Genomic DNA, 15,552 nt, shown 5'->3' with positions numbered 1-15,552 from the left:
CTGTACCAGATGGTAACTTTAATAATTTTATAATATCAATATTTTTATAGTGGTCTTTTGTTTTATTTATTAAAAGTAGTTATTTTACAATATGATATTTGTTATTCCTAAATTTTCGTTGCCGCGTTGCGAACGGTACTATACCGTATATTTGCCATGCATTTAACAGGGACAAATCCATGCGTAACACAGAAAATGGGGTCATTGGTAGTGACCAGACCGCGGTGATGGCCAGGCTGGCACTGGATGAGTTAATTGACCAGCTTCTGCACAGCAACGCGCTGTCGCTGAAGCTGACGGCCAACCCGCTGGTGGCCGACAGAGCCTGGCATCTGACTGAGAATACCTGCATCCGCGCCTTCTCCGCTGACGATCCACAGGCCAAAAAGCGGGCTCACCATGCGCTGTTCATCCTCTATCAGTCCTGGCTTGCCGACCCGCTCTCGCCAGCGGCAGCCAATCAGTTTCATCCGCTACTCTCCGGGATCAGAAACTACATTGAGTCTGAGTGGCTGCGGGCGGAAAGCAAACGTTTCCACCGCCAGAGACCGGTGCTTAACGCCGGCAATATCGTCGACGAACTGCGCGCCTTATGCCAGCAGCACCCGGCGTCTCATCATCCGCTGTTCGATTTCCTTGCCAGCGAGGCCTCCGCGGCGCAGATCGACTATTTCTTCAAAAGCGACAGCGCGCTGAATCTGCTGTTCTTCGATCTTGTGGCGATGGGGCTGGTCGGTTCGCTGCCGGAAACCCGCGCCGAGATTGCGCAAAATCTGTGGGATGAGATAGGTCAGGGCAGCACTGAGATCACCCACGTCAATCTGTATAAGGATTTACTGAAGCGGCGGAATATCGCGTTGCCGGACAATCATTTTGCCCATTTGTACGAGTGGCAGGGTCTGGCCGGGTATAACGCCTTTATGCTGGGCGGCGTAAACCGTCAGCATTATTACAAATCGCTGGGGGTCATGGCGATGACCGAGCTGCTCGACCCACCGCAGTATGAAAAACTGGTGGCGGGCTGTCGGCGGATTGGGCTTTCCGATCGCGACGTGCATTACTATGCCGAACATATCACCGTCGATATCGGTCATGCGGATGGCTGGCTGAACAATGTGATTGTGCCGATTGGCAAAAAACATCCGGCGGCGATGGAGGAGGTCTACTTTGGCGCCGCGCTGCGCCTGCAAACCTGCAACGATTACTATGATTGCCTGCTGGCGGCCCTGCAGTCGCTGGACGGCAGCGCATTATCTCACAGCGTTCCGCCTTCTGAGTAAATAAGCGCTTTGGCTGCGCTCCAGGCGGTGATCCCCGGTGGGATCTCCCGGCATTCGACGGACTCGGCCTGCTGAGCGGCGATAGCGCCATCGATGAGCATCACCATCATCATGGCGACCCGCTCGGCAGGTTCCGGTTTTAACACCTGCAGGAGGATATCGCGGAAGAACTGCCAGAGGAGCGACTTGAACCGGGAGCACTGCTCCCGGATCGCCGGCGATGACGCGCCATATTCAAACAGTGCGCGGGTAAACATGCAGCCGTGGAATGTGTCGCAGATAAACCAGCGATGGTAGTAGTCGAACACGGCAAACAGCTTTTCCCGCGCGCTGGCTTTATCCGCCGTGATCTGCGCCAAATCCTGCATAAATTCGCTCTCTTTCTGCTTGAGGATAGCCAGAATGAGCGCCTCTTTATCGGCGTAATAGCGGTAGAAGGTCATTTTGGAGATGCCGGCATGTTCAGCAATCCGCTCGATGCTGGGCGACTGATATCCTTCGCGATTAAACAGCGCGCTGGCGTGGCGGAGAATGTCCGCTTGTTTTGGCTTCATGCGTTTTCCTGTCGAATATTCGCTGTCACGACTGCCGGTGACACGGCCGTCCTGCGACAGCGGTGCATTATGCCGGATCTTGCCGCCAGACGGGCAAAAAGTAAATCAGCCGCGGTTTATGCGGCGTCGGTGTTTTTGAATAAGGTTACAAGGATGAAGAAGAACATTGCCTTTTTTGACTTCGATGGCACGATAACCCACGAAGATACTTTTACCCCTTTCATTTATCAGTCCCTCGATGCGAAAGCCATTCGTCGGGGCAGGCTGCGTCTGTTACCGCATATTCTCGCCTGGAAAATGGGCTGGCTCTCAGCCTCTGCTATCCGGCAAAAAGTCTTTCATTATGCTTTTGCTGGAAAATCTCAGCCTGAGATCCTGCAGCGTGGCAACGATCATAGCCAAGTGTTTATTCCCCGCACGCTGCGGGAGAACGCGATGCAGCGTATAGCCTGGCATCAGGCGCGAGGAGACACCGTGGTGGTGGTCTCAGCCTCGCTGGATGTCTATCTTCGTCCATGGTGCCAGCAGCACCATCTCGAACTGCTGTGCAGCGAAGTTGAATTTCAAAACGGGGCAGCGACCGGAAAGTATCAAGGCGGAGACTGCAGCGGCCTGGCGAAAAAGGCGCGTATCCTGGCGAGCTACCCCCTGGCCGATTACGAGGAGATCTTCGCCTACGGCGATACGCCGGAAGATTTCGCCATGCTGGCGCTGGCCACCACTAAAATCTATCGCTGGGATGAGGCTCCGCCATGAGGCTAGCAGCGTCAGGCTGCGCAGGTTAAGATGGCCCCGCCATTGCCCGTCTCATTGAGAAGAAGAGAAGAGATGATGTTACCCCTGACCACGCCCCGGCTGCTGCTGCGCCGGTTCAGAACGGAAGATCTGCCGTCTTTCAGCCATTATCGCAATCTGCCGGAGGTGGCCCGCTTTCAGAGCTGGACCCACTACGGCATGACAGAGGCGACAGCCTTCTATGAACAACAGCGTTCGCTGGCCTTTGCTGAGGATGAGAGCTGGTTCCAGCTTGCCGTAGAGATCCAGGCCAACGGTGCGCTGGCGGGAGATGTGGGGATCCACTTTTTCGATCAGGGCAGACAGGCCGAGCTGGGGATGACCTTTTCCCCGGTGTATCAGCATCAGGGGTATGCCCGGGAAGCCATGCGGGCGGTGATGGCCTTACTCTTTGAACAGTTAGCCCATCACCGGCTGATGGCGGTGGTTGATACCCGCAATTCCGGCGCGATCAAACTCCTTGAAGGGCTGGGCTTTCGTCGCGAGGCGCATTACCGGCAGAATATCTTTTTTAAAGGCGAGTGGGGCGATGAGTACCTGTACGCACTGCTGCGCAGCGAATATCCGTGAAGTGACGGGCGAGCCGTCACTTCTGTCAGCGCTGCAGTTAGCTGTGCTGGCGGATAAAGCGCGCGCGCCACGGTTTTAGCACCCACAGCGCGAGGGCGGCGGTGACAAAATCAAGACTAATAGCGCAGCTGAAGACCACATGCCAGCCGTGGGTGTACTGATAGAGCAGTGCCGCCAGCGGACCGCCAAAAATTGACCCGATGCCCTGAGAAATATACAACCAGCCATAGTTGGTGGCGGCATGCTCGCTGCCGAACGTATCGGTGAGTGTCGACGGGAAGAGGGAGAAGATCTCCCCCCAGCCAAAGAAGACCACCCCGGAGAGCAGGACAAACAGCAGCGGATCTTCCCGGCACGCCAGCCAGAGCATCATCGCCACGCCTTCCAGCGCAAAGGCGATAAACATGGTTTGCTCGCGGCCGAAGCGGTCGGAAATAAAGCCAAACAGCGGCCGGGTTAAGCCGTTGGTGAAGCGGTCTATCGTTAACGCCAGCGGCAGCGCCGCCATGCCAAACACCACCGCCTGGCTAATGCCGAAATCCTCGGCGAACACCGCCATCTGCGACGTGACCATCAGCCCGGAAGTCGACATCATCGCCATCATGGCGAACATCAGCCAGAACAGCGGCTGGCGCAGCATTTCCCGGGAAGTAAACGATCTGCTGCTCTGCGCCACCGTCTGACTGACGGGCTGGGAGACAGCGGGCGGCGGCAGCTTCAGCCCCTGACTGGCGAGGAAGCCGACGAGGGCGAAAAGGATCCCGAAAGTCGTCATCGTGTGTTCAAGGCCGTTAGTGGTCAGCGACAGGGAGATGGGGAAGGTGGTTATGATGGCCCCCATCCCGTAGCCCGCCGCCACCGAGCCGGCGGCAAATCCCCGCTGCTGTGGGAACCATTTGACCATCAGGCCGACAACGCCGATGTAGACGATCCCGGTCCCGAGGCCGCCCATGCAGCCATAAACCAGCCAGAGCGTTGCCAGGCCATTCACCTGCGCGGAAAGCACCCAGCTCATTCCCGCCATCACCGTGCCAATAGCGATCAGCCGCCGTGGGCCAAACTTTTCCACTAACCGCCCCTGAAAAGGGGAAAAGAAGGTCTGCAGGATGATCAGCAGCGAGAAGGTGACCTGCAATTCTGGCAAACCCACGCCCAGTTTGGCGGCCAGAGGTTTTGTCAGCAGCGTCCAGACATATTGCGGACTGGAAATGGCGGCCATACAGATCAAGCCCAGCACCAGCTGGCGCCATTTGCCATATTTCGGGGTAACCAACGGTTCGCTGAGTGTCGTCATGTTGTTCTCCGTTTTCAGTAAGCAGGCTTCCGTGAAACGCATCCACCCTGGATGCCTCACGGAAAGGGGAAGGTGGCGACCGCAGAGTGACGACGTGTTGTGGCCATACGGCATACGATCTTGTCCACATCGCGGTATACAAGCGCACAGCATTAAACGTGCCATATAAAATAATCATTTATATTCAGCAGGTTAATGTAATCAGGTGGTGACTAACGGGATGCGACATGGTGAAGGAGCGGCACTGAGGCGGTGCAAATGGGTCATCGCGGTGCGTGGGAAACGTTCGTGGCAAATCCACAGAATGTCGGCGCATGCGCTCTGCGTTTTCCTGCACCAAAGCCATGCAATGCCCCAACATCACTCCCCATTTTTGGGAATCGATGCGTCCGCTAGCGGCGAAACGCGGCGGTGAGCGGCCTCTGGCTCCTGGCATGGCGCTTGCAAGAACATCGGCAGAAAGCAGCGCAACAGACAATTCAGATCACACAATAGCTGGCTAGGGTTCCGGTTCACTGCGGTGAACGTCTGGTCCGAGAGCTGGCGACCTCGGCGAGGTTACACGGCGGGATAAAAGCCCGGGAGACAGCAGCACCGTTGGGTGTCGCGCTGCTCCGTTTCTCGTGCTAACCAGAGGTCCACCATGAAAACATCGCCGCTCCTCCGCTCACTTGTCCTGTCGCTGACGCTGCTGACCAGCGTCCCGTCGTTTGCCGCCGTCAAAAAAGAGTTCAACGTCTGCTGGACCATCTACGCCGGCTGGATGCCCTGGGGAACCATCAGTAACGAAAAGATCATTGATAAATGGGCCAGCAAATACGGCATCAAGATCAATATCGTCCAGCTCAACGATTACATCGAATCCATCAACCAGTACACCGCCGGGCAGTTTGACGGCTGCACGATGACCAACATGGACGCGTTGACGATCCCGGCGGCGGGCGGTGTCGACAGCACAGCGCTGATCACCGGCAGCTACTCCGACGGTAACGACGGGGTGGTCCTGAAAGGGGCGGATAAAAAGCTCAGCGACCTGAAAGGGATGTCGGTGTATCTCCCGGAGCTGTCGGTATCCCACTATCTGCTGGTGCGCGGCCTGGAAAAAGCCGGGCTGCAGGAAAAAGACGTCAAGGTGGTGAATACCTCCGATGCCGATATCGTCTCGGCCTTCGGCACCAGCGGCGTGCGGGCGGCGGTGGCCTGGAATCCACAGCTGTCGGTTATCAAAAAGACCCCACAAACCAGCGAAGTGTTTAGCTCCTCGCAGGTGCCGGGCGAGCTTATCGACATGATGGTGGTGAATACCCAGACCCTGAAAGATAACCCCGCGCTGGGCAAAGCCCTGACCGGCGCCTGGTTTGAAATGATGGCCAAAATGAAGGCCGGGGATAGCCAGGCGTTGAGCGCCATGGCCGCCGACTCCGGCACCGATCTTGCCGGCTACCAGGCACAGCTGAAAACAACCCATCTGTTCTGGACGCCTGCCGACACCCTGGCGTTTATCTCCTCGCCGGATCTGGCGAAAACGATGCAGCGAGTGGCGCAGTTCTCGTTCGATAAAGGCCTGCTGGGTGAAGGGGCGCAGAGCGCGGACTTTATCGGTATGACCTTCCCGGGAAATGTCACCCTCGGCGATGCCGCCAACCGCAAACTGCGCTTTGACGACAGCTACCTGAAGCTGGCCGCCGCGGGCCAGCTGTAATGATTATCGCCGGGAGACCACGCCATGCGCCACATTAACCGTTATCCCCAAAAGGGGATGCGCCTGACGCTGATGCTGCTGCCTTTTGTCGTGCTGATCGCCGCCTGGTTTATTGGATCGGCGGTGCGGCTGGAAGCCAATCCGCAGGACAAGTTGCTGCCAGGCCTGTCGCAGATGGTGGCAGCCATTGACCGGATGGCGTTCACCCCGGACAAACGCAGCGGTGAGTATCTGCTGTGGGCCGATACGCTGATCAGCCTGAGCCGTCTGTTGACGGGCCTGGCCGTCTCGTCGCTGATCGGCCTCGGTATCGGCATCGCCGCCGGCGTCTTCCCAATGTACCGCGCGGCGCTGTCGCCGCTGATGACGGTGGTGTCAATGATCCCGCCGCTGGCGATCCTGCCGGTGCTGTTTATCGTCTTCGGCCTCGATGAGCTGTCGAAAGTGATGCTGATCGTCATCGGCATTACGCCAATGCTGGCGCGCGACCTGGAGCAGCGGGCGAAGGAGATCCCAGCGGAGCTATTTATTAAGGCGCAGACCCTCGGCGCCAATAGCTGGACCCTGGTGCTGCGGGTGGTGCTTCCCCAGCTGCTGTCGCGGCTGATCACCTCTCTGCGCCTGCTGCTGGGCTCAGCATGGCTGTTCTTGATCTCCGCCGAGGCCATCTCCGCTACCGCCGGACTGGGGTACCGCATTTTCCTGGTGCGGCGCTATATGGCGATGGACGTGATTATTCCCTATGTCATCTGGATCACCTTGCTGGCATGGCTGATGGATCTGGCGCTGCGCCAGCTGCACAAAGCCTGTTTCCCGTGGGCGGAAGGAGGCCGGGGATGAGTTTTATCGACATCAAAAACATCTGGCAGGAGTACGGCGATCACGTGGTGCTGGAGCGCATCAATCTGCAGGTGAAAGAGGGCGAGTTTTGCTCGATGGTCGGCGCGTCCGGTTGTGGTAAATCGACCTTTTTACGCCTGCTGCTCGGTCAGGAAAAACCGACCCGTGGCGACATCCTGCTAGATGGCCAGCCGCTGGCGGCGGAGCCGGATCGCAGCCGCGGCGTGGTCTTCCAGCGCTATTCGGTGTTTCCGCATCTCAACGTGCTGGATAACGTCGCCATCGGCCTGGAGCTGCCGGCGTCCCCGTTGCTGGGGCGCCTGTTTGGCGGCAGAAAACGCGAGGCCCGGCAACAGGCCCAGCACATGCTGGAGAAAGTGGGGCTGGGGCACGCTCTGGATAAATATCCGGCGCAGTTGTCCGGGGGGATGCAACAGCGGCTGGCCATCGCCCAGGCGTTCGTGATGCAGCCGCGGGTGCTGCTGCTCGATGAGCCCTTCGGCGCGCTGGATCCCGGCATTCGCAAAGATATGCATGCGCTGCTGCTCCAGCTGTGGAGCGAAACGCGCATGACGGTGTTTATGGTCACCCACGATCTGGCCGAAGGCTTCAACCTGGGCACCCGGCTGCTGGTGTTCGACAAAGTGCGCATCGATCCGCAGGCGCCTAACGCCTGGGGAGCGCGCATTACCTACGATATCCCGCTCAATGAGGCGCGGATGGCGCAGCTGGCCACCGGTAGCGACACCAACGTTTACGCATTAAGGAGATAAATTGATGACCGTACTTTTTCACGCCACTCCCAGCCTGCGCGAAGAGCGGCTTCCCGGCGGGGCGCATACCTCGCTGATTTTGCGCAAAGGGCAGATCCTGCGCCTGACTGATATCGACGGCGGGGCGAACGTCAGCATGATGATGCTCAACCCCCATGAGAAAAGTGAGCGCCTGAACCTGCCGGATACCCTCAAGGGCCAGCATACCGCGCGCCTGACCGCCGGACACTGTTTCTACTCCGATATGGGCCGGGTGCTGGCCGGGATCGTCGCCGACAGCTGCGGCTGGCACGATCCGTTCGGCGGGGTCCTTAACGCCGAAGAGACACACGACAAATATGGCGCCGGACGCTACCAGGAATTACGTAATGGCTTCTACCGCAACGGCGTCGATAACCTGCTGGTGGAGATGGGTAAATGGGATCTCGGCCTGGAAGATCTGCTGATGGTGGTCAACTTCTTCAGCAAAGTCACCGTCGATGACGAGGGCCGTTTCCAGTTTGTTGCCGGCAACAGTCGCGCCGGGGATTACGTTGAGCTGTTTGCCCCGATGGACGTCCTGCTGGTGCTCACCGCGCTGCCGCATCCCCAGGATCCGGCCACAGAATATGCCCCCCGTCCGGTGCAGTTGAGCTGGTATCAGGCCGACGATGAGGACGCGGCCATCCAGGCGCTCCTGACTCGCGATGAGAATCAGCGCGCGTTCCGTAATACCCAACTTTTTGCCCTGTAAGGAGGCGTTCATGACCGTTATCACCAGTAACCGACGCCCGGAAGAGGCCGTCTATCGCCATGTGATCCCGGCCGGGGAACCCTGGCTGTTTGAGGTTAAAAAAGGGCAAACCTTGCGCCTGCTTGATCTCGAAGGCAATCAGGCGATTGATACCCTGTTTTACAACGCCGACAACCCGCGCGAGCGCTACGATGCGCAGCGCACGCTGCGTCGCCAGGGGAACGCCTACCTGACCGCCGGCAGCGTGCTCTATTCCAACCTCGGCCATCCGCTGATGACCATCGTGGCCGATACCTGCGGGCGGCACGATACCCTCGGCGGCGCTTGCGCCCAGGAGAGCAACACCGTGCGCTACGCCCTCGACAAGCGCTATATGCACAGCTGCCGGGACAATTTTCTCTGCGCCTGTCTGCACGATGGCCGCCTGCATAAGCGCGATATCGGCGCCAACATTAACTTCTTTATGAACGTGCCGGTGACGCCGGAGGGCGGTCTGACCTTTGCGGACGGCATCTCGGCGGCAGGAAAATACGTTGAACTGCGCGCGGAGTGTAACGCCATGGTGCTGATCTCCAACTGTCCGCAGCTCAACAATCCCTGCAATGGCTGGAACCCGACCCCCGCCGAGGTGCTGGTATGGAACTGACCCGCTGGCAGCGCTGGCGTTTGCTGGCCTTTCGGCTGTTCGCCGTTCGCGCCGACCGCCTGAATCACACGCCGACGCGCCACGTTTAAGCGCCGGTTCCCCCGGGGACGACCTCAGGGAAAGACGAATTGTTGCGGGACGACCCGCTACGCTGTGAGTTCCGCTTATGTTTGATACCTTACTGATTGCCAACCGCGGGGCGATAGCCTGCCGCATTTTACGTACCCTGCGCGCCATGCAGGTGAAGGGGGTTGCCGTTTACGCCGAAGCCGACCTGAGCAGTCTGCACGTCCGCGAAGCGGATGAAGCGCTCAGCCTTGGCGAGGGCCCGGCAGCGCAAACTTATCTGGTGGTAGAGAAGATCATTGCCGCCGCGCTGCAGAGCGGCGCCCGCGCTATCCATCCCGGCTACGGCTTTCTGTCGGAAAACGCCGCCTTCGCCGAAGCCTGTGAGGCGGCGGGACTGGCGTTTGTTGGCCCGACCCCGCAACAGCTGCGTACCTTTGGCCTGAAACATACCGCTCGCGCGCTGGCGAAAGCGGAGGGCGTGCCGCTGCTGGAAGGCAGTGAACTGCTGGCCGACAGCGAGGAAGCCTGCCGGGCGGCCGAGGCGGTGGGCTACCCGGTGATGCTCAAGAGTACGGCGGGCGGCGGGGGAATTGGCATGCGCGTCTGCCGCGACGCCCGCGAACTGAGCGAGGCGTTTGCCACGGTGCAGCGACTGGGGCAAAACAACTTCAGCGACGCCGGGGTGTTTCTCGAAAAATATATCGAACGCGCCCGTCACCTGGAGGTGCAGATCTTCGGCGACGGTGAGGGGGAGGTTATCGCCCTCGGCGTGCGCGACTGCTCGCTGCAGCGGCGTAACCAGAAAGTGATTGAAGAGACCCCGGCGCCGAATCTGCCGGAAGGGATGGCGCAGGCGCTGTGTAGCGCGGCCATTGCTCTCGGGAAAGCGGTGAACTACCGAAGCGCCGGGACGGTGGAGTTTGTCTACGACAGCGCGGCGCAGCGCTTCTATTTCCTTGAGGTCAATACCCGCCTGCAGGTGGAGCACGGCGTGACGGAGCAGGTGTGGGGCGTGGATCTGGTACGCTGGATGATCGCCCTGGCCGCAGGGGATTTACCGCCGCTGAGCGAGCTGGCCGCCGGGCTACAGCCCCGGGGCCATGCCATTCAGGCGCGAATTTACGCCGAAGATCCTGGCCGCCAGTTTCAGCCTTCGCCTGGACTGTTAACCGACGTCTGGTTTCCGCCGGCGGACGGCGCCACGCTGCGCATCGACCGCTGGGTGGAAGCCGGATGTGAAGTGCCGCCGTTTTTCGACCCCTTGCTGGCGAAAGCTATCATCTGGCGCCCCAGCCGCGATGAGGCAATCGCCGGCCTGGCGCAGGCCCTGGCGGAGACCCGCCTGTATGGCGTCGAAACCAACTGCTTATACCTGCAGCAGATCCTCGGCTTTGCACCGTTTACCGCCGGAGAACCCTGGACCCGCTGCCTGGAGCAATTGCGCTACCGGGCCGATACCGTGGAGGTTCTGAGCGCCGGCACCCAGACCAGCGTCCAGGACTATCCGGGACGTCTGGGGTACTGGGCGGTGGGCGTCCCGCCCTCGGGCCCAATGGATGACCGGGCGCTGCGCCTGGGCAACCGTCTGCTGGGCAATGCCGAGGGCGACGCCGCGCTGGAGATCACCCTTAGCGGACCCACCCTGAAATTCAATACCGCCGTACAGGCGGTGATCTGCGGCGCGCCGCTCACCGTCACGCTCGATGGCGCCGGGCAGGACATGAACTGCGTATTCACTATTCCGGCGGGGGCGACCCTCAGGCTGGGGGCAATAAACGGACCAGGCGTCAGAAGCTATCTCTGCCTGCGCGGCGGTATTCAGGTACCGGATTATTTGGGCAGTAAAAGCACCTTTACCCTCGGCCAGTTTGGCGGCCACGGCGGACGGGCTCTACGCGCTGGCGACGTGCTGCATCTTGCGCCTTTGGTTGAGACAGGGGAAGGCGCGGCGCTTCCCGCAGGGCTGCGCACCGCGCTGACGGACGTCCGTACGCTGCGGGTGATTTATGGTCCCCACGGCGCGCCGGAGTTCTTTGCCCCGGCGTATATGGCGACCTTTTTTGCCACCGACTGGGAAGTGCATTTTAACTCCAGCCGCACCGGCGTGCGCCTGATCGGGCCTAAGCCGGTCTGGACCCGTGACAGCGGCGGCGAAGCCGGGCTGCATCCGTCGAATATTCATGACAACCCCTATGCCGTGGGGGCCGTGGATTTTACCGGCGATATGCCGGTGATCCTCGGGCCGGACGGCCCAAGCCTCGGAGGCTTCGTCTGCCCGGTCACGGTTATCGAAGCCGATCTCTGGCAACTGGGCCAGCTTAAGGCGGGGGATAAAGTGCGCTTTGTGGCGGTGGACGTCCCCACCGCCCGGCGGCTGGCGGCAGGTCGTCGCGCGGAGCTGGCGACCCTGCAGGCGCAGGACGTTGCCTGGCAGCCTGTGCCGCTCACCTCGCCGGTGGTGATGACCTGCGGTGACGCCGACAAACGCCTGGTGGCGCGCCTCTCCGGTGATACCCATCTGCTGCTGGAGGCCGGTGAGGCGGAGCTGGATCTGGTGCTGCGCTTTCGCATCCATGCCCTGATGCAGGCCCTTGAAGGGCAAGCCCGGGAAGGGATCATCGATATCACGCCGGGGATCCGCTCGCTGCAGCTGCATTTCCAGCCGGAAACGCTGGCGCTGGAGACCCTGCTGGCGTGGGTCAGCGGGGAGTGGGCCACGGTCTGCATGAGCGATGATCTGCAGGTTCCAACGCGGGTCGTGCATCTCCCGCTCTCCTGGGACGATCCGGCCTGCCGCAAGGCGATCGACAAATATATGACCACCGTCCGCCCGGACGCCCCGTGGTGCCCAAGCAACCTCGAGTTTATTCGCCGGATAAACGATCTGCCGGATGAGCAGGCCGTATGGAACACGGTGTTTGACGCCAGCTATCTGGTGATGGGCCTCGGCGATGTCTATCTCGGCGCGCCGGTGGCCACGCCCCTTGATCCGCGCCATCGGCTGGTCACCACCAAGTACAACCCGGCGCGAACCTGGACGGCGGAAAACTCGGTGGGCATCGGCGGGGCGTATCTGTGCGTCTACGGCATGGAAGGCCCGGGCGGCTATCAGTTTGTCGGCCGCACTCTGCAGATGTGGAATCGCTATCACGAGGTGGCCGATTTTGCCGGCAAGCCGTGGCTGCTGCGCTTTTTCGATCAGCTGCGTTTCTATCCGGTTTCGGCCGATGAACTGCTGGAGATTCGCCGCGATTTCCCGCTCGGTCGCTATCCGCTGCGCATCGAACACAGCACGCTGCGGCTGGCGGAGTACCAGCAGTTTCTCGCTCGCGAGGCGCAGAGCATTGACGCATTTCGCGACCATCAGCAGCGGGCGTTTAACGCCGAACGCGATCGCTGGATCGCCAGCGGCCAGGCCCATTTCGACAGTCAGGAGGGCGCGGCAGAAGAAGCGGGCGATGCGCCGCTGCAGCCGGGCGAGCAGGGGGTGGAAAGCCCGGTATCCGGTAATCTGTGGCAGGTACAGACCGCGGCCGGTCGTCTGGTGCGCGCCGGCGATGTGCTGGTGGTGCTTGAGTCGATGAAAATGGAGATCCCGCTGCTGGCGCCGTGCGATGGCAGGGTTCAGCAGGTCAATGTGCAGCCAGGCAGCGCGGTGCGTGCCGGGCAACGGGTGGCAGTGATTATTGAGGAGAAGGCATGATGCAGCAGACGTTTGATTTACGCCTGGCGACCCTGGCGGCGAACTATCGTAACGGCAACACCACCCCCCGGGCGCTGTTGGCAGCGCTCCGCCAGCGGGCGGAAACGCTGAATCCCGAATTTAATCTGTTTATCCATCTCCTGAGCGAAGCGGAGCAGGCGCCGTTTCTCGCGGCGCTGGAAGGCCATTCGCCAGAGACGCTTCCGCTGTACGGTGTGCCGTTCGCGATCAAAGACAATATTGACCTTGCGGAGATCGTCACGACCGCTGCCTGCCCGGCGTTTGCATACCGGCCGACGCAAAGCGCGACCATTGTCGCGCAGCTGATTGCGCTGGGAGCCGTGCCGGTGGGCAAAACCAATCTCGACCAGTTTGCCACCGGCCTGAACGGAACCCGTTCGCCGTACGGACGTTGCCGCAACGCGTACCACCCGGCTTACCCCTCCGGTGGCTCCAGCGCCGGCTCCGCGCTGGCGGTAGCCCTGGGTGTCGCCAGCTTCGCGCTGGGGACCGACACCGCCGGCAGCGGTCGCGTTCCGGCCGGGCTGAATAACCTGGTGGGGCTGAAAGCAACGAAAGGGGTGATCTCCACCGCCGGGGTCGTCCCTGCCTGTCGCACGCTGGACTGTGTGACCTTTTTCAGCGCGACCGCCGACGAGGCCAGCCAGCTGCTGGCGCTGGTTGCCCGGACCGATCCGCAGGATAGCTACAGCCGCCGCAATCCTCAGTGGAACAGCCGGCAGGCCTTTGGCAGGCCGTCCGCCGGGTTTCGCTTTGGCGTCCCGCAGGCGCTGAACTTCCTCGGTTGCCGCGCCAGCGAAGCGCTGTTCGCCCAGGCCGTGCAGCGGCTGACGGCGCTCGGCGGCGTGCCGGTAGCGATCGATTTCGCGCCATTTCTGGCCGCCGCCCGCCTGCTGTATGACGGACCGTGGGTTGCTGAACGCTATGCGGTGGCCGGGCCGCTGATTGAGCAGCAGCCGGATGCCGTGCTGTCGGTGATTCGCGACGTGCTGGCGAAAGCGCCTGATATCGACGCGACGGCGACCTTTAAGGCGATGTATCAGTTGCAGGGGTATAAAGCGCAGTGCGATGCCATCCTTGATACGCTGGACTGCGTGCTGACGCCAACCTTTCCGCGCCCGGTAACGCTCGACGAGCTGGCGGCGGAGCCGATCGCCCGCAACGCCGATCTGGGCTACTACACCAACTTTATGAACCTGCTGGACTATGCGGCGGTGAGTGTGCCGTGCGGGTTTATGCCTGACGGATTGCCCTCCGGCGTCACGCTGTTTGGTCGGGCGTTTACCGATCAGTATTTGCTGAGCCTGGCCGACGCCTTCCAGCGCGCGGAGCGGCTGCCGCTGGCAGGCGGCGCGCGGCTGGAGAGCCCGCCGCCTGCGCATTCCGCAGGCCATGACCGGATGGCACTGGCGGTATGCGGTGCGCATCTGGCCGGTCTGCCCTTAAACGGTCAATTGCTGGCGCGGGGCGGTCGGTTGCTGCAGGCGACCCACAGCGCGCCACGCTATCGTTTGTACGCCCTCGCGGATGGCAAACGTCCGGCGATGGTGCGTGACGAGCGCGACGGGGCCGCGATAGCGGTGGAAGTGTGGGAGATACCCAGCGCCGAGGTGGGGTCACTGCTGGCCGCTATTCCCGCGCCGCTGGGGCTGGGACAGGTTGAGCTGGCCGACGGCCGCTGGGTGACGGGTTTTATCTGCGAAGCCGCCGGGCTGGGGGATGCCACGGAGATCACCGCCTGGGGCGGCTGGCGTCAGTGGCTGGCCAGGTAAACGGAACACCCTCTGCGGGATCGCCGCAGAGGGAACCCTTGCTTATAGCGGGCTGTTCTCATCGAGCAGGGTGACGCTCCAGACGCGGGCGTGCGTGTCATCGATGCGATAGTAGCTTTTTACGCTCGCCGTACCGCCGATGGCGTAGCCCACCAGAGCGACAATGTTGAGCTGATGCCCTTGCTTATCGGTAAACGCATAATATTCATCCAGCACATAGCCGCTGGCGCTGGCCGCTGATTCCAGACGATCGTCCCTGGCTTTCAGGTCCGGGGTATAGTCGGCGATGGTTTTCCCCACAAAGTTTTTGGCGACGTCCTGCTTTTCGTCATCGCTGACGATAAACGCCGCGCTGGCAGGAAAGTGCTGAACCACGTCAGCCAGGGTTGGTTTCGGCGCGGCAGTGGGGAATAACGTGTGATCGATGGTGTAGGCCTGTAGCCAGCAGGAGAATAACGCCGCTTCCGCCGCGCGGCCATCCGGGTCGGAAAGTCCGGGCAGCGCATCGACGGTCTCTCCCGCTTTACGCAGCGCAATGAAATCGGCACAGGAAGAGACCCGTGCCTGATTCTGATCGCTCAGCACCAGCGTCAGGGGAGACTGGTTAATCTCAAGCTCGCCCGCCGCCAGCACCGGCGTGCTCAACAATAACGTCACCGCCATACCGATAAAATATTTCATCACATAGCCTCCATGAATATCGTCGTATCCTGATCCGAGGTGACAGGGAAAGCAAGCGATGGATGATGTCTTTTCCACACGTCCGGGCGATGGCTCCCGGACGCCAGTCGACGGCCGGG

13 protein-coding genes and 1 riboswitch are annotated in these 15,552 nt (G+C 60.9%); of the genes, 10 read left to right on the top strand and 3 right to left on the bottom strand.

From position 1 onward, the window contains the following. Positions 1-179 precede the first annotated feature (179 nt). Complete coding sequence (locus tag NKJ21_RS04355) at positions 180-1,280, top strand: iron-containing redox enzyme family protein (protein WP_016161064.1); 1,101 nt, start codon at positions 180-182, stop codon at positions 1,278-1,280. On the opposite strand, the gene NKJ21_RS04350 is transcribed toward NKJ21_RS04355, so the two are convergent. Then, complete coding sequence (locus NKJ21_RS04350) at positions 1,256-1,834, bottom strand: TetR/AcrR family transcriptional regulator (protein ID WP_032754419.1); 579 nt, start codon at positions 1,832-1,834, stop codon at positions 1,256-1,258. The genes NKJ21_RS04355 and NKJ21_RS04350 overlap by 25 nt on opposite strands. A 153-nt stretch (positions 1,835-1,987) precedes the next feature. Between NKJ21_RS04350 and NKJ21_RS04345 the strand changes: the two genes are divergently transcribed. Continuing rightward, a complete protein-coding gene (locus NKJ21_RS04345; protein WP_016161063.1) occupies positions 1,988-2,590 on the top strand; it encodes an HAD-IB family hydrolase in 603 nt (200 codons plus the stop codon). 30 nt (positions 2,591-2,620) lie between these two features. Next, positions 2,621-3,199, top strand: a complete 579-nt coding sequence (locus NKJ21_RS04340; RefSeq protein WP_162494446.1) for a GNAT family N-acetyltransferase — start codon at positions 2,621-2,623, stop codon at positions 3,197-3,199. Positions 3,200-3,236: 37 nt separating this feature from the next. Here the strand turns inward: NKJ21_RS04340 and oxlT are convergent, their stop codons facing one another. Next, entirely contained in the window at positions 3,237-4,535 is a 1,299-nt protein-coding gene (oxlT, locus tag NKJ21_RS04335) for an oxalate/formate MFS antiporter (RefSeq protein ID WP_063105568.1), read from the bottom strand. A 446-nt stretch (positions 4,536-4,981) separates the two neighbouring features. After that, positions 4,982-5,080: riboswitch (guanidine-I (ykkC/yxkD leader) on the top strand. Between the two features lie 56 nt (positions 5,081-5,136). On the opposite strand from oxlT, the gene NKJ21_RS04330 reads away from it, so the two are divergent. From NKJ21_RS04330 to atzF, 7 genes are all read left to right on the top strand, one after another. Further along, positions 5,137-6,195 (top strand): putative urea ABC transporter substrate-binding protein, encoded by a 1,059-nt coding sequence (locus NKJ21_RS04330; protein WP_008804844.1) that lies wholly within the window; start codon positions 5,137-5,139, stop codon positions 6,193-6,195. A gap of 24 nt (positions 6,196-6,219) precedes the next feature. Beyond that, positions 6,220-7,035, top strand: a complete 816-nt coding sequence (locus tag NKJ21_RS04325) for an ABC transporter permease (RefSeq protein ID WP_008804845.1) — start codon at positions 6,220-6,222, stop codon at positions 7,033-7,035. After that, positions 7,032-7,808: an ABC transporter ATP-binding protein gene (locus tag NKJ21_RS04320; protein WP_012541697.1), complete on the top strand. Its 777-nt coding sequence runs from the start codon at positions 7,032-7,034 to the stop codon at positions 7,806-7,808. The genes NKJ21_RS04325 and NKJ21_RS04320 overlap by 4 nt, the downstream gene beginning before the upstream one ends. Positions 7,809-7,812: 4 nt before the next feature. Beyond that, positions 7,813-8,541, top strand: a complete 729-nt coding sequence (locus tag NKJ21_RS04315; protein ID WP_008804847.1) for an urea amidolyase associated protein UAAP1 — start codon at positions 7,813-7,815, stop codon at positions 8,539-8,541. 10 nt (positions 8,542-8,551) lie between these two features. After that, entirely contained in the window at positions 8,552-9,187 is a 636-nt protein-coding gene (locus NKJ21_RS04310) for an urea amidolyase associated protein UAAP2 (protein WP_008804848.1), read from the top strand. Between the two features lie 166 nt (positions 9,188-9,353). Beyond that, positions 9,354-12,959 (top strand): urea carboxylase, encoded by a 3,606-nt coding sequence (gene uca, locus NKJ21_RS04305; protein ID WP_131025015.1) that lies wholly within the window; start codon positions 9,354-9,356, stop codon positions 12,957-12,959. Next, the gene (gene atzF, locus NKJ21_RS04300; RefSeq protein ID WP_254732721.1) at positions 12,956-14,752 is read left to right on the top strand and encodes an allophanate hydrolase; all 1,797 of its coding nucleotides are present in this window, start codon (positions 12,956-12,958) and stop codon (positions 14,750-14,752) included. Before uca ends, atzF begins: the two co-directional genes overlap by 4 nt. A gap of 42 nt (positions 14,753-14,794) precedes the next feature. On the opposite strand, the gene NKJ21_RS04295 is transcribed toward atzF, so the two are convergent. After that, positions 14,795-15,433 (bottom strand): hypothetical protein, encoded by a 639-nt coding sequence (locus NKJ21_RS04295; protein ID WP_048268442.1) that lies wholly within the window; start codon positions 15,431-15,433, stop codon positions 14,795-14,797. Positions 15,434-15,552: the final 119 nt, after the last annotated feature.

Source organism: Klebsiella sp. SWET4 (assembly GCF_024296565.1).
GTDB classification, from domain to species: domain Bacteria; phylum Pseudomonadota; class Gammaproteobacteria; order Enterobacterales; family Enterobacteriaceae; genus Klebsiella; species Klebsiella variicola.
The sequence above is the reverse complement of the archived record's forward strand: the minus strand, read 5'-3'. Positions and strand labels throughout refer to the sequence as shown.

Excerpts from the sequence above, each read along its gene's own strand:
- NKJ21_RS04355 (WP_016161064.1), top strand. The coding sequence starts at position 180 with ATGCGTAACACAGAAAATGGGGTCATTGGTAGTGACCAGACCGCGGTG.
- NKJ21_RS04315 (WP_008804847.1), top strand. The coding sequence starts at position 7,813 with ATGACCGTACTTTTTCACGCCACTCCCAGCCTGCGCGAAGAGCGGCTT.
- NKJ21_RS04350 (WP_032754419.1), bottom strand. The coding sequence starts at position 1,834 with ATGAAGCCAAAACAAGCGGACATTCTCCGCCACGCCAGCGCGCTGTTT.
- NKJ21_RS04295 (WP_048268442.1), bottom strand. The coding sequence starts at position 15,433 with ATGAAATATTTTATCGGTATGGCGGTGACGTTATTGTTGAGCACGCCG.
- uca (WP_131025015.1), top strand. The coding sequence starts at position 9,354 with ATGTTTGATACCTTACTGATTGCCAACCGCGGGGCGATAGCCTGCCGC.
- NKJ21_RS04340 (WP_162494446.1), top strand. The coding sequence starts at position 2,621 with ATGGCCCCGCCATTGCCCGTCTCATTGAGAAGAAGAGAAGAGATGATG.
- NKJ21_RS04345 (WP_016161063.1), top strand. The coding sequence starts at position 1,988 with ATGAAGAAGAACATTGCCTTTTTTGACTTCGATGGCACGATAACCCAC.
- NKJ21_RS04320 (WP_012541697.1), top strand. The coding sequence starts at position 7,032 with ATGAGTTTTATCGACATCAAAAACATCTGGCAGGAGTACGGCGATCAC.
- NKJ21_RS04330 (WP_008804844.1), top strand. The coding sequence starts at position 5,137 with ATGAAAACATCGCCGCTCCTCCGCTCACTTGTCCTGTCGCTGACGCTG.
- NKJ21_RS04310 (WP_008804848.1), top strand. The coding sequence starts at position 8,552 with ATGACCGTTATCACCAGTAACCGACGCCCGGAAGAGGCCGTCTATCGC.
- atzF (WP_254732721.1), top strand. The coding sequence starts at position 12,956 with ATGATGCAGCAGACGTTTGATTTACGCCTGGCGACCCTGGCGGCGAAC.
- NKJ21_RS04325 (WP_008804845.1), top strand. The coding sequence starts at position 6,220 with ATGCGCCACATTAACCGTTATCCCCAAAAGGGGATGCGCCTGACGCTG.
- oxlT (WP_063105568.1), bottom strand. The coding sequence starts at position 4,535 with ATGCGTTTCACGGAAGCCTGCTTACTGAAAACGGAGAACAACATGACG.